General features: G+C 72.4%; 20 protein-coding genes. 9 read left to right on the top strand and 11 right to left on the bottom strand.

Features of this window, described 5'->3' with window-relative positions; all coding sequences use genetic code 11:
* Positions 1-135: 135 nt before the first annotated feature.
* The 3 genes from ACQEUU_RS30190 to ACQEUU_RS30180 all read right to left on the bottom strand — a co-directional run bounded on the left by ACQEUU_RS30190 (position 136) and on the right by ACQEUU_RS30180 (position 2521).
* Complete coding sequence (locus ACQEUU_RS30190) at positions 136-1032, bottom strand: 4-(cytidine 5'-diphospho)-2-C-methyl-D-erythritol kinase (protein ID WP_433072481.1); 897 nt, start codon at positions 1030-1032, stop codon at positions 136-138.
* Between the two features lie 270 nt (positions 1033-1302).
* Complete coding sequence (locus ACQEUU_RS30185) at positions 1303-1998, bottom strand: NlpC/P60 family protein (RefSeq protein WP_433072480.1); 696 nt, start codon at positions 1996-1998, stop codon at positions 1303-1305.
* Between the two features lie 88 nt (positions 1999-2086).
* Positions 2087-2521: an ATP-binding protein gene (locus ACQEUU_RS30180; RefSeq protein WP_433072479.1), complete on the bottom strand. Its 435-nt coding sequence runs from the start codon at positions 2519-2521 to the stop codon at positions 2087-2089.
* A 203-nt stretch (positions 2522-2724) separates the two neighbouring features.
* On the opposite strand from ACQEUU_RS30180, the gene ACQEUU_RS30175 reads away from it, so the two are divergent.
* Together ACQEUU_RS30175 and ACQEUU_RS30170 are read left to right on the top strand one after the other, a co-directional pair.
* Entirely contained in the window at positions 2725-3534 is an 810-nt protein-coding gene (locus ACQEUU_RS30175; protein ID WP_433072478.1) for a helix-turn-helix domain-containing protein, read from the top strand.
* Positions 3527-3745 (top strand): DUF397 domain-containing protein, encoded by a 219-nt coding sequence (locus ACQEUU_RS30170; RefSeq protein WP_433072477.1) that lies wholly within the window; start codon positions 3527-3529, stop codon positions 3743-3745. The genes ACQEUU_RS30175 and ACQEUU_RS30170 overlap by 8 nt, the downstream gene beginning before the upstream one ends.
* A 21-nt stretch (positions 3746-3766) precedes the next feature.
* Here ACQEUU_RS30170 and rsmA read toward each other — a convergent pair whose 3' ends face one another.
* On the bottom strand, positions 3767-4606 hold the full coding sequence (gene rsmA, locus ACQEUU_RS30165; protein ID WP_433074407.1) for a 16S rRNA (adenine(1518)-N(6)/adenine(1519)-N(6))-dimethyltransferase RsmA: 840 nt from the start codon (positions 4604-4606) through the stop codon (positions 3767-3769).
* 90 nt (positions 4607-4696) lie between these two features.
* On the opposite strand from rsmA, the gene ACQEUU_RS30160 reads away from it, so the two are divergent.
* Both ACQEUU_RS30160 and ACQEUU_RS30155 read left to right on the top strand, forming a co-directional pair.
* A complete protein-coding gene (locus ACQEUU_RS30160; protein WP_433072476.1) occupies positions 4697-6670 on the top strand; it encodes a protein kinase domain-containing protein in 1974 nt (657 codons plus the stop codon).
* A complete protein-coding gene (locus tag ACQEUU_RS30155; RefSeq protein WP_433072475.1) occupies positions 6667-7860 on the top strand; it encodes a hypothetical protein in 1194 nt (397 codons plus the stop codon). The genes ACQEUU_RS30160 and ACQEUU_RS30155 overlap by 4 nt, the downstream gene beginning before the upstream one ends.
* A gap of 11 nt (positions 7861-7871) precedes the next feature.
* Here the strand turns inward: ACQEUU_RS30155 and ACQEUU_RS30150 are convergent, their stop codons facing one another.
* The 4 genes from ACQEUU_RS30150 to ACQEUU_RS30135 all read right to left on the bottom strand — a co-directional run bounded on the left by ACQEUU_RS30150 (position 7872) and on the right by ACQEUU_RS30135 (position 12774).
* Positions 7872-8780, bottom strand: a complete 909-nt coding sequence (locus ACQEUU_RS30150) for a ubiquitin-like domain-containing protein (protein WP_433072474.1) — start codon at positions 8778-8780, stop codon at positions 7872-7874.
* 83 nt (positions 8781-8863) lie between these two features.
* A complete protein-coding gene (locus tag ACQEUU_RS30145) occupies positions 8864-9718 on the bottom strand; it encodes a TatD family hydrolase (RefSeq protein WP_433072473.1) in 855 nt (284 codons plus the stop codon).
* Positions 9719-9722: 4 nt separating this feature from the next.
* Positions 9723-11504 carry a methionine--tRNA ligase gene (gene metG / locus ACQEUU_RS30140; RefSeq protein WP_433072472.1) on the bottom strand — a complete coding sequence of 594 codons (1782 nt, stop codon included), beginning with the start codon at positions 11502-11504 and terminating at the stop codon, positions 9723-9725.
* Positions 11505-11544: 40 nt separating this feature from the next.
* Positions 11545-12774, bottom strand: a complete 1230-nt coding sequence (locus ACQEUU_RS30135) for a glycosyltransferase family 2 protein (RefSeq protein WP_433072471.1) — start codon at positions 12772-12774, stop codon at positions 11545-11547.
* Between the two features lie 100 nt (positions 12775-12874).
* Between ACQEUU_RS30135 and ACQEUU_RS30130 the strand changes: the two genes are divergently transcribed.
* A complete protein-coding gene (locus ACQEUU_RS30130) occupies positions 12875-14461 on the top strand; it encodes a hypothetical protein (RefSeq protein ID WP_433072470.1) in 1587 nt (528 codons plus the stop codon).
* Here ACQEUU_RS30130 and ACQEUU_RS30125 read toward each other — a convergent pair.
* Positions 14355-15941 (bottom strand): dolichyl-phosphate-mannose--protein mannosyltransferase, encoded by a 1587-nt coding sequence (locus tag ACQEUU_RS30125; RefSeq protein ID WP_433072469.1) that lies wholly within the window; start codon positions 15939-15941, stop codon positions 14355-14357. The two genes, ACQEUU_RS30130 and ACQEUU_RS30125, sit on opposite strands and share 107 nt — an antisense overlap.
* Positions 15942-15951: 10 nt before the next feature.
* The gene (gene rsmI / locus ACQEUU_RS30120) at positions 15952-16800 is read right to left on the bottom strand and encodes a 16S rRNA (cytidine(1402)-2'-O)-methyltransferase (protein WP_433072468.1); all 849 of its coding nucleotides are present in this window, start codon (positions 16798-16800) and stop codon (positions 15952-15954) included.
* Positions 16801-16883: 83 nt separating this feature from the next.
* Between rsmI and ACQEUU_RS30115 the strand changes: the two genes are divergently transcribed.
* The 3 genes from ACQEUU_RS30115 to ACQEUU_RS30105 all read left to right on the top strand — a co-directional run bounded on the left by ACQEUU_RS30115 (position 16884) and on the right by ACQEUU_RS30105 (position 20665).
* Positions 16884-18515, top strand: coding sequence for a dolichyl-phosphate-mannose--protein mannosyltransferase (locus ACQEUU_RS30115; protein ID WP_433072467.1), 1632 nt, complete (start codon positions 16884-16886; stop codon positions 18513-18515).
* Positions 18516-18628: 113 nt separating this feature from the next.
* Entirely contained in the window at positions 18629-19810 is a 1182-nt protein-coding gene (locus tag ACQEUU_RS30110) for a hypothetical protein (RefSeq protein WP_433072466.1), read from the top strand.
* Between the two features lie 48 nt (positions 19811-19858).
* Complete coding sequence (locus ACQEUU_RS30105) at positions 19859-20665, top strand: NAD(P)H-binding protein (RefSeq protein ID WP_433072465.1); 807 nt, start codon at positions 19859-19861, stop codon at positions 20663-20665.
* A gap of 6 nt (positions 20666-20671) precedes the next feature.
* Here ACQEUU_RS30105 and ACQEUU_RS30100 read toward each other — a convergent pair whose 3' ends face one another.
* Entirely contained in the window at positions 20672-21697 is a 1026-nt protein-coding gene (locus ACQEUU_RS30100; RefSeq protein ID WP_433072464.1) for an FAD-dependent oxidoreductase, read from the bottom strand.
* Positions 21698-21769: 72 nt separating this feature from the next.
* Here ACQEUU_RS30100 and ACQEUU_RS30095 point away from each other — a divergent pair, with 72 nt between their 5' ends.
* Positions 21770-22345, top strand: a complete 576-nt coding sequence (locus ACQEUU_RS30095) for a TetR/AcrR family transcriptional regulator (RefSeq protein WP_433072463.1) — start codon at positions 21770-21772, stop codon at positions 22343-22345.
* Positions 22346-22493 lie beyond the last annotated feature (148 nt).

Below are 22493 nucleotides of genomic sequence, written 5' to 3'. Positions count from 1 at the left end.
GGAACGAGCGTGACGCCCGGCGCGAACGAAGCCCCGGCTCCGACCAGAACGCCGGACCGCACATGGGACCGGGGCAGATGAGCGTGCCGCCAGGCGCGTTCGACGCATACGGACATGACGCCGGACCTGTTCGGCTCAGACGAGCGTGGCGCCGGGTGCGGGGCCTTCGGCGACGACGGCGGCGCGGGTGCCGGGCGTCGTGGTGAGCACCCCGGCCAGCTCGGCGGCGTGCGCCGGGTCCCCGGCCAGGAAGGCGCAGGTCGCGCCGGAGCCGGAGACGATCGCGCCGAGGGCTCCCGCGTCGCGACCGGCGCGGAGGGTGCCGGCCAGCGGCGGATGGAGGGCGAGCGCGGCCGGCTCCAGGTCATTGACGAGGCGGCGGCCCAGCTCGGCGGCGTCGCCGTCGCGCAGCGCCGCCAGGAGCGCCGGATCGGCTCGCGGCTCGGGGACGGGCGAGCCCTCCCGCAGGCGGTCGCACTCCTTGTAGACGTGGGCGGTGCTGAGCCCGGCGTCGGCGATCGCGAACACCCAGTGGAAGGGGCCGCCGACGGGCAGCGGGGAGAGCCTCTCACCGCGACCCGTGCCGAGCGCGGTGCCGCCCATGAGGGAGAACGGGACGTCGCTGCCCAGCTCGGCGCCGATCTCCATCAGCTCCTCGCGGGACAGCCCGAGCCCCCACAGCTCATCGCACGCCACCAGGGCCGCCGCCGCGTCGGCGCTGCCGCCCGCCATGCCGCCCGCCACCGGGATCGTCTTGTGGATGACCAGCTCGGCGCCCTGGTCGCAGCCCGCCCGCGCGGCCAGCGCGCGAGCCGCCCTGACCGCCAGGTTGCCGTCGTGCAGCGGCACCTCGGCGGCCCACCCGCCGGTCACCGAGACCGTGATCGAGCGGGACTCCCTGGCCACCACCTCATCGAAGATCGACACGGCGTGGAAGACGTTGACGAGGTCATGGAAGCCGTCGGCTCTGAGCGGGCCGACGGACAGCTGCACGTTCACCTTCGCGGGCACCCGTACGGTCACCGAGCTCATCGATCTTCTGCCACTTCCGTCACTGCGGGGGTCGAGGACACTCCATCGTATCGGCCCCGCTCCCGCCGGTTCCCGCACGACGGCGAGGGCCGCGTCCGATGAAACGTCCGGCCTGACGTCCTGGTTCGTCCGGCGGTGCCTGGGCTGGAGAAGATCGACGAGAACGGGGACGGCGACGTCGACTGGCGGCTGTGCTACTGACGGCGGTCGACGCGCGGGACGTACCCGGTGGAGAGCGGACCGCCCTCTCCACCGGGACGCACCCCGGCGTCACCCCGGGCGGACCGCGCCGCGGTAGACCGAGCGGAAGTAGGGCGAGCGGAGAAACCGCGCGACCTTGACCACGTCGCCCGTCTTGGGCGCGTGGACCATGAGGCCGGCCCGCAGGTAGAGGCCGACGTGAGTGGGGTCACCGGCGCCGCCGCCGAAGAAGACCAGGTCGCCCGTACGGAGGCCGGACAGGGGGACGCGGCGGCCCTGCCGGAACTGGGTGCCGGTGTAGTGGCCGAGCCGGACCCCCGCCCGCCCCCACGCGTAGAGGGTCAGGCCGCTGCAGTCGAAGCCGACAGTGCCGGCTCCCCTGCCGACGCCCCGGGTGGGACCCGAGCGAGAGCCGCCGCCCCAGGAGAACGGGGTGCCGATCCGCGCCAGAGCGGCGGCCGCCGCGATCCCGCCCCTGGTGCGGCGTCTCGATCTGGAGGCACCACTCGGCTCGGCGGCAGGAGCGGCCTCGACGCCGCCCACGTCAGGACGACTCCCCGGCACCGGCAGCCGGCCCGCCTCGAGCCGGCCGGTCACCTCGGCGGCCTCGGGCGGCTCGGCCTCCCTGAGGAGCCGGCACAGGAATGTGGGGTCGAAGAAACCGCTGCCTGGTGTGGGACAGGGAACGGCGGCATGCGCGGGGACGGGCACGGAGACGAGCCCACCGGCGAGCGCGAGCCCCATCAGGCGAATCCGTGACTTCATGGTCGGCCTCCTCGTGATCGGGGAGGCCAGGATCATCCGCACGGCATGCCCGCCAACGCGCCGAACCGGGTTCTGGGGAAAACGAAGGTTATCCACAGCCAGCGGGCATGACCGCCCACACAACCCGCTCCCCCGCGCTGGTCAGTTCCGTCCCCCAACATCCGTGAACGAGGGAGTCCACCACCCATAGGCCCCTCCCGGACTGCTCGTGAAGCTCTGGAGTGCGCGGCATGGGGATGGTGGGAGCGCCGCCCGGATCGGTGACCGCCAGACGCCAGTAGCGTCGTGCGCCCTTCACGGTGAGTTCCAGACTCAGCCGCACCCACAGGGCGGCGGGGACATGGACGACGGCATTGGTCACCAGCTCGGAGGCGATCAGGGTCAGATCGTCCAGAGCAGGATGCGCCGGCCCCATCCACTCCTGGAGTTCCTCCCGGGCCAGCCTGGGGAGCCGGTCCAGCGAGGGGATCTCCCTCCGCGTCCAGACCTTGACGCCCGAGTACGGCAGCTCTTGCACGGTCACTCGCATGGTCACCTCGGAATCTCGGGCGTACACCTTTCGCTCGGAGCTGTACGCACCCGGCTGCGTCCACGTCCCGGGGACGGCTTGAATCGCCTCCCAGCATGGAATCCATTCCTGTGGCGCGCCGCCCTGATCGGCCGTACCGTTCCTTACAGTGAGTAGGCAACTCCGATAAGTGACCATCCCTTGCGAAAGGACGCGATATGGCGCAAGACAGAGAGGCGTGGAAGGAGTTCGCCAGGTTGCAGCGCCAATACCGGATGGAACAAGGGCTGAGCCAGGAGCGCCTCGCGGACAAGGTGGCCTACAGCGAGAGCGCGGTGGGGCACGTCGAACGTCTCATGCGCAAGCCGACCGAGCACTACACCCGCGAGATAGAGAAGGCACTGGGGCTCGACGGACAGCTCATGCGACTGGTGCCGGCGATACACGGCAACATGATGGGGCCGAAATGGTTCCGGGAATGGCCCAAGGTCGAAGCTCTGGCGCACACCATCCGGATTTGGGAGCCGCTGCTTATCCCTGGCCTGCTCCAGACGGAGAGCTACGCCAGACAGGTGTTCCTCGGAGAACCAGGGGCCGTCGAGGAGGAAGCCGAGAAGGCCATCCGCTTCCGCTTGCACAGGCAGGCTGTCTTCGCGCACCCCCGCCCTCCCCTGTACTCGGCCTTGATCGACGAGAGCGTCCTTCATCGCCCCGTAGGCGGGAGTGAGGTGATGCGAGAGCAGTTGGGCAGGATTCTCGATGTGCTCCATCCTCCGTACATCACGGTAAGGATCGTGCCTCTCTCAGCGGGGCTCACGATTGGCTGCCTCGGCGCCTTCGAAGTGGCCACGCTCCAGGAAGGAGGACCCGATCACGCCTATCTGGAGAGCGCGGAGGAGGGAAGGGTGACGAATCGCGTGACAACAGTACAAACGCTTATGGTGCGGTGGGAAGCCCTCTCCAGCATGGCGAACCCCGTGGACAAGAGCCGGGAAACGATTCGCGAGGTGATGTTGAGTTATGGCTGACGCAGATGGTCTGGCCGTGGGTGTGTGGACCAAGGCCAAGGCATCCGGAGGGAACGGCGGAAGCTGTGTCGAGGTGATGCGGCGACCCGATGACAGCGTCCTCCTCCGGGACACCAAGGACCAGGGCAAGGGACCCGTCCTGGCCTTCAGGCCGGACGAATGGCGGGCTTTCCTGGACGGGGTGTCCAAGGGCGAGTTCAACCTCCCCTGAGTGACTCCCCTGCAACACCGATCAGGGCTTGTGTTCGGCGATGCGGGCGAAGGCGTGGATGTCCAGTTGCTCGCCCCGTACCGAAGGGTCCACCCCCGCCGCCCGCAACGCCCCTTCCGCCGCCGCCGGGCTGCCCGCCCAGCCCGCCAGGGCGGCGCGGAGGGTCTTGCGGCGCTGCGCGAAGGCGGCGTCCACCACCGCGAAGACCTCCTCGCGCGGGGCGGTCGTCGGCGGCGGGTCGCGGCGCACCAGGGAGACCAGGCCGGAGTCGACGTTCGGCGCGGGCCAGAAGACCGAGCGCCCGACCGGCCCGGCCCTGCGGACGTCGGCGTACCAGGCGGCCTTGACCGACGGGATCCCGTACACCTTGGAGCCCGGCGCGGCGGCGAGCCGGTCGGCCACCTCTGCCTGCACCATGACGAGGCCCTTGCGCAGCGACGGCAGCGCCTCCAGCAGGTGGAGCACCACCGGAACCGCCACGTTGTAGGGCAGGTTGGCCACCAGCGCGGTGGGGGCGCGGCCGGTGAGGTCGTCGGGCGTGACCTTCATGGCGTCGGCGTGGATCACCGTGAGCCTGTCCGAGAGGCCCCGTTCGGCCACCGTCAGCGGCAGCTGGGCCGCCAGCACCGGGTCGATCTCGACGGCCACCACGTGGCGCGCCTCCGGCAGCAGCGCGAGCGTGAGGGAGCCGAGGCCGGGGCCCACTTCGATGACCACGTCGTCGGAGGTCACCTCGGCCACGCGGACGATGCGGCGGACGGTGCCGGCGTCGATCACGAAGTTCTGGCCTAGCTTTTTCGTGGGGCGCAGATCTAGCTTGTTCGCCAAAATACGTATTTCTGCTGGGCCCAGAAGCCTCATCATCCTATAAGTGTCGCGCATCGAGGACCCTGCGATGGCGCGTGGGGGCGGGTGAGGGGAGTATGAGTGGAACAGGAAGGGACGTCTCTCATGGAGCCAACGGGCGCCGCCCCGCTTCGCCCGACGGACTTACGGGAGATCGGACCGTACCGGCTGCTCGGACGGCTGGGCGAGGGCGGCATGGGGACCGTCTTCCTCGCCCGCGCGCCGACGGGGCGGTTCGTCGCCGTCAAGGTGGTGCGGGCCGAGTTCGCCAACCAGGAGGGCTTCGCGGCCCGCTTCCACGCCGAGGTGGACAACGCCCGGCGGGTGGCCTCCTTCTGTACGGCGCAGGTGCTCGACAACGGCAACACCGGTGACGGCCGGCCCTACATGGTCACCGAGTACATCGCCGGCACGCCGCTGTCCGACCAGATCTCCAGCTTCGGCGCGCTCGACCCGGGGCCGCTGCACGGCGTGGCGCTGGGGGTGGCGGCGGCCCTCGCGGCCATCCACGTGGCCGGGCTGGTCCACCGCGACCTCAAGCCGGCCAACGTCATCCTCTCGCTGTCGGGGCCGCGGGTGATCGACTTCGGCATCGCCAGGGCGCTCGACAGGGAGACGGGGTTCACCATGTCCGGGGAGCTGCTGGGCAGCCCCGGGTGGTGGGCTCCCGAGCAGGTACGCGGTCAGACGGTCTCTCCCGCGGCCGACGTCTTCGCCTGGGGGTGCCTGGTGGCCTACGCGGGCAACGGGCGTCACCCGTTCGGCCGGGGCGACCCGATCACGCTCGCCACCCGGGTGCTGCACAGCCGGCCCGACCTGGGCGCGCTGCCGGCGCCGCTGGACGAGCTGGCGCGGCGGGCGACGGCGATGGAGCCGGAGCAGCGGCCCACGGCCCAGGAACTGCTCATCGCGCTGGTCGGCGGGAGCGCGCCCGCCCCGGCCGCGTCGGCGAACCCGCCGACCCTGGTGGCGACCGACCTGATGGCGGAGTGGGAGCCGCCCAGGAACGTCCTCGACGAACCGGACATCACGGCGACCTTCACCACACCGCCGCCCAGTGACACGATGGTGGACCGGGACCCTTCGGGGAAGGGGCGCGCGGGGTCGATCCCGCCCCGCCGCCGGGAGGGTCCCCCCTCGCACGAGTCCCCCGCGCCGTCCCGGGACGACCCCTCGCCGGGCGGCTCCTTACCGGGCGGCCCAGCGCCCGATCGACCGTCCGACCCCGGCACGTCGCCGGACGCCCCTCCCCGGCCCGAACCGGCGAGCAGACCCGGACCAGGCGTCCCGGCCGGACAAGGCTTCGCAGCCGGACCCGGCGTCCCGGCCGGACCAGGCGTCGGGGCCGGACCAGGCGTCGGGGCCGGGCCCGCGCGCGGCCACGAGCAGGACCGCGCCGCCGAACCGAGGTCGGTGACGGAGCCGACCAGGCGGGAGGACCCGGCCGCGCGGGACGAGCCGACCCGCCGGCAGCCCCCCGCTTTCCTCCAGGAACGACCCACACCGACCATCCCGCCCCCGGACAACCCGCCGACCGACCCGGCCTACCAGCGTCCGCGGGGCACCCGGTGGCTGATCGCCGCCGCCGCCGCGCTCGTGGCGATCACCGTCACCGGGGCCGTGCTCATCGTGACCTCGGGCCGCGACTCCGCGCCCCGCACCGCCGCGACCGGTTCCCCCGCCGCCGCCACCGCCGATCCGGCGCGGCCGAACGGCGTCGGCCGGCGGTTCACGCTCGGGCCGGCGTTCGACGACCCGATGCTGATCGTGCCGGAGGCGCCGCGGTGCGGGCTGCGGGAGTACGAGGGCAGGACGCAGGCCGAGGGCCAGCTGTGCCTGGTCCGCTGGGTGCTGGTGAACCCCGGCGGCCGGCCCAAGGAGATCGGCGACGCCGCGGTGAGCCTGCGCGACGACCGGGGCAGCCGGCACGACGCGCTCACCGGCGAGCCGGACGTCGCGGCCATCGCGCCGGGCGACCGGCTCGACGGGGTGTTCGTCTTCGACCTGCCGCCGTACCGCGAGCCGGTGGCGCTGCTGGCGACGATGAAGAACGGCGAGCGGATCGAGGTCGCCCTGTGAAGATCCGGGCGATCCTGTCGGCGCTGGTGCTGGCCGCGACCGCGCTGATAGCCCCGCACGCCGCGGCCGCCGCCTGCGCCGGGCCGCGCGACTTCGACGGCGACGGCGTGGACGACGTGGCCGCGGGCGATCCGTTCGCGGCGGGCGGGAAGGGCGCCGTGCACGTGATCTCCGGCGACAAGGCGATCCCGGTGACCGTGCAGGGGCTGGCGGAGGGTGACGCGTTCGGCTGGTCGGTGCGGCTGGCGAAGGTGGACGCCGACGCGTGCGCCGACCTGGTCGTGGGCGCGCCGTACACGGACGTGGACGGCGCCGCCGACGCGGGGGCCGCGTACGTGATCTACGGGGGCGGCGTGGCGAGGCAGGAACGGCTGGTGGCCGAGCAGCCGCAGCGGGGCGCCCGGCTGGGCTGGGCGGTGGCGGCGCGCGGCGACCTCGTGGTCATCGGCGCGCCGTACGAGGACGACGGCGACCTGACGGACGCCGGGGCGATCCACGTGCGCAAGGGCGACAGCGGCGGGCTGCGGCGGGTCACGCAGAGCACGGTGGAGGTGCGGGGCAACAGCGAGGTCGGCGACCAGTTCGGCCACTCCCTGGCTGTGGGGCCGGGGAACGGCGTCGTGGTCGGCGTGCCGTACGAGAACGACGACGGCCAGGGCCGGCAGGTGGATTCCGGCAAGGTCGACTCGGGTTCGGTGGTGGTCATCCAGGACGTGCTGGCCACGGAGATCGTCAGCACGAAGCTGGACTCGCCCACGGACAAGGCGGGCGACAAGTACGGGTACGCGGTGGCCTGGGTGGACGGCGCCGGGCCGGCGGTGGGCGTGCCGGGAGCCGGGTACGTGCAGCTGTACGACGCGAAGCCGGCCCCGACGGCCCGGGTGCGGCAGGAGGGCCCGGGGGCGTTCGGGTTCTCGCTGGCCGCCTCGGACGACGGCAGGCTGGCCATCGGCGCCCCGTACGGCGGCGGCGTCCGCGTGGTCAGGGCCGAGGACGGCAAGGACGAGCGGCGGTTCCCGCCCGCTGACGGGCTGTTCGGCTGGTCGGTGGCGTTCGGCGGCAACAAGCTGTTCGCGGGCCTGCCGGACGCGGCCCCGGGCGGGACGGTCACGGTCACGGCGCGCAACTCCGACAGGCTGCGCCCGGTGCGGCCGTCCCAGGGGACCGACTTCGGCGCCTCGCTCGGCTGACCGGACCTAGGTCAGCCGAACAGGTGGGCGCCGCAGCTCGGCCACTGGCCTTCCCACCGGCCGGCGAACCGCTGGTAGAGGAGTTGTGCCCGGTACGTCTGCTCCTCCGCCGGCCAGGCGTTCGGCAGCCCGGCGCCGCCGACGAGCTGCCACATCGGCAGGCTGAACTGGTACAGGCCGTAGTAGGGCCCGCCGGGGTTGTAGGCGGCGGGGTCGCCGCCGGACAGGCACCGGGCCAGCGCGTCCCAGTCGAGCCCCATGACCGCCTGCTGGACCGGGAGGGTGCGGGGCGGCAGCACGGTGATGACCGCGCCGTCCTCCGGGAAGGTCCGCGGCGGCGGGCTGACCTGCCGGCCCGGCCCGACGTCCACGCCGGCGCTCCTGAGCACCTGCCTGACGGTCCTGCCGGTGGTGCTCACCTCGCGGCGGGACCCTTCGGCGACGATGACGACCCTGCGCCGGGTGTAGAAGGTCAGCTCCATGCCCGACAGCGGCACCGGCTCGTACCGGGGCGTGGACAGGCTGCCGTCCACAGTGGCCAGGTCCAGCTCGGCCAGCGCGTCGTGCACGGTGGTGGCGGTGACCACGCGGCGGCTGGTGTGGCCGTCGACGGTCAGGGTGAGGGGCCGGGCGCGGCGGACCTCGATGCGCACGCCGTCGGCCAGCGGCGCCTGCTCGCCGGGCCGTACGAGGTCGCCGGCGTCCAGGGGGACGCCCTGGTCGGCGAGGAGTTCGCGGACGGACGCGGCGAAGCTGCGCACCTCCTGCCGCTCGCCGTCGACGATCAGCACCACGTCCTTCGCCAGGCCGCCGAGGACCGCGATGGCGCCCGTGGCCAGAGCGCCGGCCAGGCACGCCAGCGGGGTCCACGGCGAGCGCCACGGGATGCGGGGGCGCGGGGCACGTCTCTTTCCACGCACGGGTGACCTCCGGCACGTCTCCTGAGGCGCCCGACAGTAACGACGGCGGCCGGGCCGCCGTCGTCCACTTCACCGGGACCTGGTCACCACTCGCCGAAAACCGTGACTCCGTTGGCGTTGATGACCGTGCACAGCTCGTCCGGATGGACGCCCTTGACCTCCGCGAGGCAGCGCAGGGTGATCGGGATGAGGTAGGGGGCGTTGGGCTTGCCGCGGTGCGGCACCGGCGGGAGGTAGGGGGCGTCGGTCTCGACGAGCATCAGCTCGGCGGGCGCCACGCGGGCGGCCTCGCGCAGCGCGCTGTTCTTCTTGTACGTGACCGGCCCAGAAAATGACATGAAATATCCGGCGTCGGTGCATTTCTTGGCCATCTCGGCGTCGCCGGAGAAACTGTGGAACACCACCACCGGCGGCGCCCCCTCGGCCGCCAGCACCCTGAGCACGTCGTCGTGCGCCTCGCGGTCGTGGATGACCAGGGCCTTGCCCGTACGCTTGGCGATCTCGATGTGCGCGCGGAAGCTCGCGTGCTGGTCGTCCCTGGACGCCCAGTCGCGGAAGTAGTCGAGCCCGGTCTCGCCGACCGCGCGCACCTCCGGCCGCCCGGCCAGCTCCTCGATCTCGGCCAGCGTCTCGGGGGTCGCGGCGTGCGACTCGTTCGGGTGGACCGCCACACCGGCGTAGACGTCGGCGTGGGCGGCGGCCACCTCGGCGTTCCACCGCGAGGACGGCAGGTCGTAGCCGATCGTCACCAGCCGGGTGACGCCCACCGCGCGGGCGTCGTCGAGGATGCCGCTCACACTGGCCGAGGCCGCCTGCGCGGCCAGGGCCACCGGGTCGCCCGAGGACGCCTGCCGGTCGCCCACCATGATGTCGAGATGGCAGTGGCTGTCGAAGACCGGCGAGGCGAGCGGCTCGGGCGGTGCGGGGAGCTTGGTCACGGGATCAGCCTTCCAGCCGGGCCAGTTCCTCGTCGACGACCTTCGGGTCGAGCTTCTTGAACAGTGGCACGGGGGGCGCCAGCGGGGTGCCGGGCTTGATCGGCCGGTGCTCCCAGCGGGCCGCGCCGTGGTAGTCGCCGGTGATCACCGGGTAGGCGGCGCCGCCGTCCTCGTCGACCTCGCGGATCTCCGGCATGCCGGACCAGACGCCCTCGCCGCCGAGCATCGCGTAGACCTTGTCGGACGAGCCGGGCAGGAACGGCGTCAGCATCGTCTTGGCGTCGTCGACCACCTGGAGCGCGACGTGCAGGATGGACTTCTGCCGCTCCGCGTCGCCCTTGAGCTTCCACGGCTCCTGCTCGGCGAGGTAGCGGTTGGCGTCGCGTACCACGTCGAACGCCTCGGTGATGGCGTTCTTGAACCGGGAGCGGCCCAGCTCGGCGCCGACCGGGCCGAACGCGTTGCGCGAGCGCTCCAGCAGCGCCCGGTCGGCGTCGGTCAGGTCGCCGGCCTCCGGGATCGCGCCGAAGTTCTTCGCCGCCATGGAGATCGACCGGTTGACCAGGTTGCCCCAGGCGGCGACCAGCTCGCCGTTGTTGCGGTTGACGAACTCCTGCCAGGTGAAGTCGGTGTCCTGGTTCTCGGGGCCGGCGACGGCGATGTAGTAGCGCAGCGCGTCGGCGTCGTAGCGGGCCAGGAAGTCGCGCACGTAGATGACGACCTGCCGGGAGGAGGAGAACTTCCGGCCCTCCATGGTCAGGAACTCGCTGGAGACCACCTCGGAGGGCACGTCGAGGGCGCCGAGCGAGCCCGGCCTGCCGCCCCTGTCGCCCTGGCCGTTGTAGCCGAACAGCATCGCCGGCCAGATCTCGGCGTGGAAGACGATGTTGTCCTTGCCCATGAAGTAGTAGCCGCGGGCGTCGGGATTCTGCCACCACTGGCGCCAGGCGTCGGGGTCGCCGGAGCGCCTGGCCCACTCGATGGACGCCGACAGGTAGCCGACCACCGCGTCGAACCACACGTACAGCCGCTTGTTGGCCTGGTCGCTCCAGCCGTCGAGCGGGATCGGCACGCCCCAGTCGAGGTCGCGGCTGATGGCCCGCGGCTGCAGGTCGCCCAGCAGGTTGAGAGCGAACTTGAGCACGTTGGGCCGCCACTCGCCCTGCTTGGAGCGCAGGTAGGTGCCGAGCACCTCGGCGAAGGCGGGCAGGTCGAGCATGAAGTGCTCGGTCTCCACGAAGACCGGCGTCTCGCCGTTGATGCGGCTCACCGGGTTGATCAGCTGGATCGGGTCGAGCTGGTTGCCGCAGTTGTCGCACTGGTCGCCGCGCGCCCCGTCGTAGCCGCACAGCGGGCAGGTGCCCTCGATGTAGCGGTCGGGGAGGGTGCGGCCGGTCGACGGGGAGATGGCGCCCATCGTGGTCTTGGGGAAGATGTAACCGTTGTCGTGGAGACCCTTGAAGATCTCCTGCGTGACGGCGTAGTGGTTGCGCGTGGTCGTACGGGTGAACAGGTCGTAGGAGAGCCCCAGCCCGGTCAGGTCTTCGGCGATCACCCGGTTGTAGCGGTCGGCCAGCTCCCTGGCCGTGACGCCTTCCTTGTCGGCCTGCACCTGGATGGGAGTGCCGTGCTCGTCGGTGCCGGAGACCATCAGCACCTTGTTGCCCGCCATCCGCTGGTAGCGGCTGAAGATGTCGGAAGGCACGCCGAACCCGGAGACGTGCCCGATGTGGCGGGGGCCGTTAGCGTACGGCCACGCGACGGCGGTCAGAATGTGCTGGGACATAGGTCCAAGCCTACGGGCCGCCGCCGCACGTCTCGAACCGTTAGTGGGTGGGCGCGGACGTCTGCTCGCGCGTGAGGGCCTCGGCGGCCTCCTCCGCGGCGCGGGCCGCCACGTCCACCGGGGTCTCGCGGGTGCGGCGGATGCCCAGGATGCTGACGAACAGCGACGCGAAGATCGTCTGGAAGCTCATGACGAGCGCGGTGGCCGCCGGGACCACGATGCGCAGCGACTCGCGCGGGTCCAGCGCGCCCCAGCTGCGCACCTGCCAGTGGACCAGCGACATGACCAGGCCGACGAGCCCGGCCAGCGCGAGCAGGCCGCCCACGACCAGGCCGCGCTCCAGCGTGACCATGCCGATCAGCTTGCGCACCCGGCGCGACTCGGGCAGGAACCCCTCCTCGGCCGCGTACACCTTGGTGAACAGCGCGAACAGCGCCGACTGGAAGCCGATCACCACCGCGGCCGACGCGCCGACGAGGGTGTCGACGTCGAACGCCAGCTTCCCGATCTGCACCGGCCCGAACGTCAGCGCGGTCCCGGCCACCAGACCGATCATCATCAGCGCGATGCCCGGATAGAAGAACAACCACTTGGGGCTGTAGAGGAGCAGGAAGCGCAGGTGTCGCCAGCCGTCGCGCCAGGAGCGCAGGTGGGGCGGGCGGGAGCGGCCGTCGGGCGAGAGCGTGGTGGGCACCTCGCGCACGTCGTAGCCGGCCAGCGTGGAGCGCACGACCATCTCGCTGGCGAACTCCATGCCACCGGTCTGGAGCCCCAGGTTGAGGATGGAGTCGCGGCGGAAGCCGCGCAGCCCGCAGTGGAAGTCGGCGATCTTGGACGGGAAGAACAGCCGCCCGACGAACGAGAGCACCGGGTTGCCGAGGTAACGGTGGAGCGGGGGCATGGCGCCCGGGGCGATGCCGCCCTTGAACCGGTTGCCCATCACCAGGTCGGCGCCGTCGCGCAGCTGCTCCACGAACGGCATCAGGGAGCCGAAGTCGTAGGAGTCGTCGGCGTCGCCCATGATCACGTACTTGCCGCGTGCGGCCCGGATGCCGCCCATCAGCGCGTTGCCGTAACCCTTCTCGTCGACGTGGACCACCCGGGCCCCGGCGTCGCGGGCGAGCTGTTGTGAACCGTCGGTGCTGCCGTTGTCGGCGATCAGCACCTCACCCTCGATGCCGTGCTCCTCCATGCAGGCCAGGGCCTTGCGCACACAGACTTCCACGGTCTCGGCCTCGTTGAGGCAGGGCATGACCACCGTCAGTTCCACGTCTCAACCCTTCAGTTAAGGCACTCACAGGCACACCATCATGCCGTGTGCCCGGCAATGGTCGCGGCATGTCAGTCAAACGACTGGCATTCTTTAGAGCATGGTGAGCGTCGCGGAGGGCACGGCTGTGGACCACTCCGCCCCAGGTCGGATGGCGCGCGTGCTGGCTCTGCCGCGCCGTCATCGCGTGTTCGCCGCGGCTTTCGCCGCCGGTGCGGTGCTGCGGGTCATCACCATGCTCGGCTACGGCCCCGCGATGTGGTTCAACGACTCCTACGAGTACGTGTCGGTGGCGCTGCACCCGCGGCCCCACCCGATCAGGCCCGACGGGTACGGGTTCTGGCTGTGGCTGCTCAAGCCTTTCCACAGCTTCGCCCTGGTGACCTTTACCCAGCACCTGATGGGGCTGGCCACGGCGGTGCTGATCTACGCGCTGCTGCGCCGGAAGTTCGCTCTGCCCAAGTGGGGGGCGACACTGGCCGCCGCGCCGGTGCTGTTCGACGCGTACCAGATCCAGCTCGAACAGCTCATCATGTCCGACACGCAGTTCACGCTGCTCGTCGTGGGCGTGATCACGCTGGTGCTGTGGCACCGGCGGATGTCGTGGCGGGTGGGCGCCGTGGTCGGCCTGCTGCTGGCCCTGACCTGGCTGACCCGTTCGATCGGGCTGCCGATCCTCGCGCTCGTGCTGATCTACCTGCTCATCAGGCGCACCGGGTGGAAGACGATCGTGGCCGTCCTGACCACCTGCGCCGTCCCGGTGGCCGCGTACATGGGCTGGTTCGCCGCGGCTCACGGCAAGTTCGCGATGACCAACAGCGACGGGCTCATCCTCTACATGCGCACCGCGATCTTCGCCGACTGCGAGAAGATGAGCATCGACCCCTACAAGGAGGTCGAGCTGGTCCTGCTCTGCATCAACGACCCGGTCGGCGAGCGCAAGGACTACGCGCAGTGGTACCTCTGGGGTCAGGGCAGCGGCGACGGCGAGGGCACCGGCGAGGTGCTCCACCGCTGGGGCACCGGCAAGAAGTTCACCGACATCACCAACGAGGCGGCGAGCGCGTTCGCGACGCGGGCCATCACCTCCCAGCCGGGCGACTACCTGCGGGTGGTGGCCCGCGACTTCCTGCGCAGCTTCCACTGGGCCCGGCCGCGCTTCCCCGACGCGGCGACCTACAACATGTACGAGTTCAAGCCGTACTACGAGCTCGACAGCACCGGGAACCCCAAGCGGCTGCCCAACTGGCCGTCCTACCAGGGCCGCACCGACACCGACGCGTTCGCCTACGAGCAGGGGCCGCCGGAGACGCGCATCGTCTCCCCCTGGGCGGAGATCATGAGCGGCTACCAGAAGGTGTTCTACCTGCGGGGCATCATGCTGGGCGGCATCATGCTGATCGGCCTGTACGGGATCGCGGTGCGCTGGCGCACGCTCGGCGGGCCGGTGATCCTGCCCTGGCTGGGCGCGTTCGGGCTGCTGCTGGCGCCGGCCGCGACGGCCGAGTTCGACTACCGCTACGTGCTGCCCGCCGTGCCGCTGGCCTGCATCGCCGCGGCCATCACGCTGCGCCGCGGCCTCACTTGGGAGCGGAGGTCACCCACGAGCCCATCAGCATCCGAGCCCACCACTCCGACTGCGTCACCGTCTCCGCCGACAGCACCGGGTGAAGCCACCAAAAGTTGATCAGGACGACCAGCGCGAACGCGCCCACGGCGGCCGCCCCGGCGGCCCGGCGCGGAGGAGGCGCGGCGGCCTTGCCGAGCAGCAGCCCGGCCATGAGGGTGGCGGCCAGCGCCATGAACGGCACCAGGGGGACCATGTAGAACAGGTACATGGTCCGGTTCTGCGTGATCGCGTAGTAGAACCAGGGCAGCCAGCCGGCCGCGTACGCCAGCAGCACCGCCCCGGCCCGCCAGTCGCGGCCGGAGAAGTACCAGACGAGGCAGCCCAGCAGGGCGAGCGCGGACCCGTACCACAGGGCGGGGGTGCCGACCCCGATCACGGCCTGCGAGCAGGCGTCGGCCCCGCACGCGGAGGACGGCAGGCCGGTCGGGTAGTGGAACGACACGGGCCTGAAGAGCACGGGCCAGGTCCACGGCTCCGACATGTACGGGTGGTAGTCGTCCAGCCCGCTGTGGTAGCCGAGCACCTGGACGTGGTACTTCAGCCACGACCGGACCGAGTCGACGACGAAGAAGATCGGCCCTGACGAGGTGGCCTGGTCCCAGCCCCGCCCCCAGCCGGCGTCGGTGACGAACCAGCCGGTCCACGACAGCACGTACGGGACCGCGGGCAGGGCGGTGAACGCGACCGCGGCCGGCGGCAGGTCGTGCGCGATGGCCCCCCGGTACGGCTCGCGCAGCCCGATCGCGCGCCTGGCCCCCAGGTCCCACGCGAAGCTCAGGACCGCGAACGCGATCAGGAAGAAGACGCCTGACCACTTGACCGCGCACGCCGCGCCGAGGCAGACGCCGGCGGCGATCCGCCACGGCCGCGCCCCGAGCCACGGCCCCTGGGGGGACAGCGGTGAGGTCTCGTACCAGTCGACCAGCCGCTCGCGGGCCCGGTCGCGGTCGACGACCAGGCAGGCGAAGGCGGCCAGCACCCAGAACATGAGGAAGATGTCGAGCAGGGCGGTGCGCGACAGCACGAAGTGCAGCCCGTCCAGCGCCAGCAGCAGCCCGGCGAAGCAGCCCAGCAGCGTCGAACGGGTCATCCGCCGCGCCACCCGGGCGAGGACCAGGATGGACAGCGTGCCGACCACGGCCGCCGCGAACCGCCAGCCGAACGGGGTCATCCCGAACAGCCACTCGCCCGCGCCGATCATCCACTTGCCCAGCGGCGGGTGCGCCACGTAGGAGGCGCACTGGTCGTAGTCGGCGCACTGGCGGAAGATGTCGAGGTTGCCGGCGACGAGGCGCCGGTCGGCGACGGGGTCGTCGGAGTCGCCCAGCGTGGCCCTCTCGGCCCCGTAGAGGAGCAGCGCGTACGCGTCCTTGGCGTAGTACGTCTCGTCGAACACCACCGCGTGCGGCCGGCCGAGGTCGGTGAAGCGGAGGATGCCGCCGAAGACCGCGACGATGATCGGCCCCAGCCACCCCCACAGCGCGCTCTCCCGCATCGGCGGGACCAGGCTGTGGCGCGAAACCCCCCAGTTCGTCACGATGGGCACACTATGGGGTCGCCGAACGCCTGTGAACCGCGTCGTACAGCTCGCGCTTGGGCACGCCCGCCGCCCTGGCGACGTCGGCGACGGCCGTCTTGCGCTGCTCGCCCGCCGCGACCCGCCGGTCCACCTCGGTCACCAGCGCGGGCAGGTCGGCCTCGGCCGGCGCGGCGGTGTGCCCGGCGACCACCACGGTGATCTCGCCCTTGACGCCCGCCTCCGCCCAGTCGGCCAGCTCGCCCAGCCCACCGCGGCGCACCTCCTCGTACGTCTTGGTCAGCTCGCGGCAGACGGCGGCCGGGCGGTCGGCCCCGAACGCGTCCGCCATCGCCGCCAGCGACCCGGCCAGCCGGTGCGGCGCCTCGAAGAACACCATCGTGCGCTCCTCGCGGGCCAGCGCCTCCAGGCGGCGGGCCCGGTCGCCGGCCTTGCGCGGCGGGAAGCCCTCGAAGCAGAACCGGTCGCTGGGCAGCCCGGAGACGGCCAGCGCGGTCGTCACGGCGCTCGGGCCGGGCAGCGCGGTGACCGTGACGCCCGCCTCGACGGCCAGGCGGGTCAGCCGGTAGCCGGGGTCGGAGACGCCCGGCATGCCCGCGTCGGTGATCACCACCACCGTGCGGCCCTCCCTGAGGGTCTCCAGCAGCTCCTGGGCGCGGGCGGCCTCGTTGGCGTCGTAGTAGGACACCACCCGGCCGCCGATCTCCACGCCCAGCTCGCCGGCCAGCCTGCGCAGCCTCCTGGTGTCCTCGGCGGCCACCACGTCGGCGCCCGCCAGCGCCTCGCGCAGCCGCGGCGACACGTCGCCCGCCTGTCCTATCGGCGCGCCCGCCAGCACCAACCTGCCCTCACCAGTCATCCGGCCATTGTGGCAGTCCGGGTCAGGTCCGATTGAGCCGTGTTTCTTGGTGGACACCCGCCCGAGCCCCGTACGATGGCCGAATGGCGGTGACCGATTTCCCGTACCAGACCTCCGGCGATCCGGGGTCTGGCGAGAGCAGTCCCCGCGCGCTGTCCGTGCGTGACCGGGTGGTCCCGCCGATGCGCGGCAGCGTGCTGTGGGGCTGGATCGGCCCCCTGCTCGTCACGGTCTTCGGGGGCGTCCTCCGCTTCGTCGGCCTGGGGCATCCGCACGCGGTGGTCTTCGACGAGACCTACTACGCCAAGGACGCCTTCTCGCTGATCACCTGGGGCGTCGAGCGCACCACGGTCAAGGACGCCGACAAGGCGATCCTGGCCGGCGACACGGACGTCTTCCAGAAGTGCGCCGACGGCGCCCTCGACCAGTGCGCCTCCTACGTGGTCCACCCGCCGCTGGGCAAGTGGATGATCGGCGCGGGCGAGTGGCTGTTCGGGATGACCCCGTTCGGCTGGCGGTTCGCGGCGGCGGTGGTCGGCACGCTGTCGATCCTCATGCTCGCCCGGGTGGCGCGGCGGATGACCCGTTCGACGCTGCTGGGCTGCTTCGCCGGGCTGCTGCTGGCGCTGGACGGGCTGCACTTCGTGCTGTCGCGCACCGCCCTGCTCGACATCTTCCTCATGTTCTGGGTGCTGGCCGCCTTCGCCTGCCTGGTCGTCGACCGCGACCGGGCCCGCGAGCGGCTGGTCGACTGGTACGAGACCTCACCGCTGTCCCCCCAGGGGCCCCGGTTGGGGGCGCGGCCGTGGCGGATCGCCGCCGGGGTGTGCCTGGGCCTGGCGATGTCGGTCAAGTGGTCGGGGCTGTTCTTCGCGGTCGCCTTCGCCGCCATGTCGGTGATGTGGGACTTCGGGGCGCGCCGCGCCGTCGGGCTGCGCGACCCCTACCGCGGCGCGCTGACCAAGGACGTGCCCAACGCGCTGGCCGGGCTGGCCGCCGCGCCGTTCGCGGCCTACATGGTCACCTGGGCCGGCTGGTTCGCCAACGCGACCGGCTACGGCCGCAACTGGGACCAGGCCGTCTCGTCAGGGCCGATCTTCTTCGTCATCGACTCGGCCCGCTCCTGGGTGAAGTACCAGTGGCAGGTGTTCACCTTCCACGAGGGCCTGGAGACGTCCCACCCCTACATGTCCGAGCCGTGGACGTGGCCGCTGCTGCTGCGCCCGGTGGCCTTCCACTACGAGGGCGACAGGACCGGCTGCGGGGCCACCACCTGCTCGGAGGCGGTGCTGGGGGTCGGCACGCCGCTCATCTGGTTCGGCGGGCTGGCCGCGCTGGTGGCGCTGGTGGCGTGGTACTTCGCCACCCGCGACTGGCGGGCCGGGGCGGTGCTGCTGGCCTACGCGATGGGCTGGCTGCCCTGGTTCTACTTCGCGATCGCGAGCAACCGGACGATGTTCCTGTTCTACGCGATCCCGATGGTGCCCTTCATGATCCTGGCGATCACGCTCTGTGCCGGATGGATCATAGGCCCGGCCGCGGTGGGCCCCGATGGCAGGCCCACGTCCCGGCGGATGTACGGGGCGCTGGCGGTCGGCGCGTTCGCGTTGTTCACGCTGATCAACTTCTGGTGGCTGCATCCTGTACTGTCGGCCGAGCTGATCCCCTACATGGAGTGGAAGGGAAGAATGCTCTTCAGCGAACGATGGATCTAGTCCGGTCACCGTCCATTACATAGTGATTTCGTAGGGTAGTCGCTGTGCTAGACCCAATACGCACGGGATTCGGTCATCGTCAGGGCTGGGGTCCATACGGCAAACTTCGAGGCATGAGTGCACCGGACGTCGCCGCGCTGCTGGCGGAGTTGGAGCGGTCCGAGCCGGACCTCGCCGACGAGGCCAGGACCGCGGTCGAGTGGCTGACCGGCGGCGAGCCGCTGGAGACGGTGACGCAGCTCGATGTCTGCGAGTTCCTCTGGTACACCCTGCCGCTCAAGGTGGGGGGTGACCACGAGCGGCTGGCCCGTTCGCTGGGGCGGCTGCTGAAGCTCGGCGGTCTCGAGCGCTACGCGGCGCTGTGCGTCTCACCGACCACGGCCCGGATTCTGCGCACGTACGCGCGAGAGGGCGAGGACGCCGGCACCCGCGCCTACCACCACGCGCTGGAGGAGACGGGCGTGCTCCCTCCGGACGTGCCCGAGCTGCAGTGGAGCATGATCATGGGGCCGGAGGAGCTGGGCGCCCACGTGGCCTGCTCCGCGGCGCTGGAGCTGGCCATCCTGGCCGGCGAGAACGTCGACCGGGTGGCGCTGACCCGCCGCTGGCTCACCGAGCCCCGGGCCGACCTGGGCGGCGACAGCTGGCTGCACCGGGTCCAGGGTGAGCGGCTGAACCGCTGGGTGCTGGGCCGCGGCCCGGCCAGGCGGAAGCTGGCCCAGCCGTTCGAGGTGCGGCTGCACGCCCCGGTCACCCCGCAACCGCTCCCGGCGCTCCACCGGCTGCTGTCGGTCGCCGCCGCCGAGGGCACGCTGCCCTTCCGGCTGGCGCCGTCGCCCGAGGCGCTGCGGCTGCGCGAGCTGGCCGAGCACGAGCTGGGCGCGCTGAGCCGCGACGGCTCCCGGCTGACCGTGACCGGGTTCGGGCGCAAGCTGCTCGCCTCCCCCGAGCTGATGTGGGACGCGGTGACCAGGCTGCTGCTGGCCCGGGGCGACGAGTTCGAGCTGTCGGTGCGGGAGGCGGCGCTCATGCTGCTGGCCGACGGCGTGCTGATGTCCCCCGCCCAGCTCCGCGAGAAGGTCGCGGAGGTGGTCGGCGGCGAGGGCTGGCACGCCGCCTCGGGGCCCGAGGACGTGGCGGCCGCGCTGGTGCGCCTGATCGACCAGCTGGCGGCGCTCGACCTGGCCTTCGCCGACCCGCTGGCGGTGCGGCTGACGTGGGCGGGCCAGTTCGCCGCCCTGGCGGCGCTGCGCGCGCACGCGCTGCGGCCGAGGAAGTACGTCAACGCCGCCTGATCGATCACCGGCTTCCCGCGGGGGTCCGGCGGCGTGTTGACTGAGGGCATGGCGACGATCCTGGTCCTGGGCGGCACCGGCAAGACGGGGCGGCGGGTCGCCGCCGCCCTGCGCGCCCGGGGCGCCCGCGTGCGCGCGGCCTCCCGCCGCGGCGAGACGCCCTTCGACTGGCACGACCACGACACGTGGGAGCCGGCCCTGTCGGGCGTCTCGGCCGCCTACCTGGTGGACTCCCAGGGTCCTGAGGCGGCGGAGCTGCTGGCCGCGTTCGCCGGGGCGGCGGTCGCCCTCGGGGTGCGGCGGCTGGTGCTGCTGTCGTCCCGCGACTGGCCCAAGCTGGGCGACGACCGCCTGCTGGCCTCGGAGCGGGCGGTCAAGGCGTCCGGCGGCGCGTGGACCGTCCTGCGCCCGACCTGGTTCGCCCAGAACTTCAGCGAGGACCCGATGCTCAGCGAGCCGGTCGAGGCCGGCCGGGTCGAGCTGTCCGCAGGCCACGGGCTGGAGCCGTTCGTGCACGCCGACGACATCGCCGACGTGGCGGCCGAGGTGCTGCTGCGCGACGGCCACGCCGGGCGCACGTACGAGCTGTCGGGGCCGAGGCTGCTGTCGTTCGGCGACGCGGTCGCCGAGATCGCCGCCGCGACCGGCCGGAAGATCGCTTATGTGCCGGTCCCGCCGGAGGAGTACGCGGCCCGGCTCTCCGCCCGCGGCTACGCGGCCGACGAGATCGCGCTGGTGAACCGGCTGTTCGCGTCGATCGCCGCGGGCGTCAACGCCCACCTGTCCGACGGCGTCCGGCAGGTCCTGGGCCGCGGCCCGCGCGACTTCGCCGAGTACGTCAGAGCCACGTGGTGACGGGCCTCACCGCAGCGTCAGCCGTACGAGCGAGTCCCGCAGCAGCGTGGGCCGCGACGAGATGAACCGGTGCAGGGTCCGCGAGCCGAACGCCACCCGCTGGGCGCTGCGCCGCCGTTCGGCGTCGTAGGCCCGCAGCGCCCGCGGCAGGTCGGGCTCGCCCGCCACGTGCCGGGCGAGCGCCTCGGCGTCCAGGATGGCCGTGCACGCGCCCTGCCCCAGGTTGGGCGTCATGGCGTGGGCCGCGTCTCCCACCAGGGCGACCCGGCCGGCGACGAACGAGGGCAGCGCCGGATACAGGTGGCGCATCTCGTAGCGGATCCAGGTCGCCGGGTCGGTCTCGGCGAGGAGGCGCGGGATCGGGTCGTGCCAGTCCCGGAACGCCGCGCGCAGCTCGTCGGCGGTGTCGGCGCGCGGGGCGGTCGCGTACCAGTTGGTGCGGCCGGGCTCGATCGGGGTCATGCCGAACATGCGGCCCTCGCCCCACGTCTCGCCGTACGCGCCGGTATCGAAGCCGGCGATGCCGATCCAGACGACGGAGCCGACGCGCCGGGGACCGCTGCGCCGGCCCAGGACGGCCTGCCGCACGGCGCTGCCGATGCCGTCGGCGCCGACGACGAGGTCGTGGCCGTCGAGCAGCTCGCGCACGCCGGTGACGGCCGTGCCGAACCGCAGCGGCACGTCGCCGAGGGCGCCGAGCAGCGCGTCCAGCAGGTACGGACGGGAGATGAGCAGCTCGGGCCGGCCGGCCCTGCGCTCGATGCGCTCCAGCGGGAGGCGGCCCAGAGGCTCGCCGTCCGGTCTGCGGATCCGGGCGTCCCGGTACGGCACGGCGCGGGCCCGCATCGCCTCGCCGACGCCCAGGCGGTCGAGCGCGGCCTGGGCCGTGGGGTGGATGCCGAAGGCCGTCCCGTACCTCTCCAGCTCGGCCCGCCGCTCCAGCACCGACGCGCGCCAGCCGGCCCTGCGGAGCCCGATCGCGGCGGCGAGCCCGCCGACGCCGGCTCCCACGATCACCGCTGTCTTCGTCATGACCACTCCTTCACCACATCTGTGGTACCACGTTTGCGGTAATACTACTCCGGGACGTGGTAGCGTGCGCGGGTGAATCCGGAGCGACGGGACCGCCTGCGCGACGCGGCCATCGAGGTGCTCGCCGCCGCCGGCGGGCGCGGGCTGACGCACCGCGCGGTCGACGCCGAGGCCGGCGTGCCGGCGGGCACGGCGAAGAACTACTACCCGACCAGGGAGGCGCTGCTGGCGGGGGCGGCCGAGCGGTGCCTGGAGCGCTACCACGAGGCGCGGCGGGCCGCCGCCGCTCCCCCCGGCGACCGCGAAGGGCTGGTGGCGCTGCTGCGATCGCTCCTCGCGGACGTCGCTGGCCCCGGCCGCGCCCGCCTGCTCGCCTACCTGGAGCTGCAGGCCGAGGCCGCGCGGCGGCCGTGGCTGTCCACCGTGCTCGACCCGATCGCGGCCGCCGACTTCGCCGCGTTCGAGGCGGCGCAGCGGGCGGCCGGGCTGCCGGTCACGCCGGCACGGGCCGCCGCCGTCACGCTGGCCATGCACGCGGCCATCCCCCACCTGCTGGCGGGCGGCCCGGCCACGCTGGCGGCGGCCGGGCTGGACGATCTCGACGCGTTCGTCCGCGGTGTCCTGGAGTCGGCCTATCCGGCGGGCTGAGCGTCGCGGTGCTGCTCTGCTCGCCGTCCGCCCCGGCGAGCACGTGCTGGAGGTCGGTTACGACCCCGGCGGGCTGGAGACCGCCCTGCGCGAGTCGTTCGGCGAGGTCACCCGTCACGAGCTGCCCACCCTGACGGTGTCCCGGGCC

Origin of the sequence: Nonomuraea sp. CA-218870 (assembly GCF_050936535.1) — a bacterium.
Classification (GTDB): Bacteria; Actinomycetota; Actinomycetes; order Streptosporangiales; family Streptosporangiaceae; genus Nonomuraea; species Nonomuraea corallina.
Note: the sequence above shows the minus strand (reverse complement) of the source record. Positions and strands in the feature narration are given on the sequence as shown.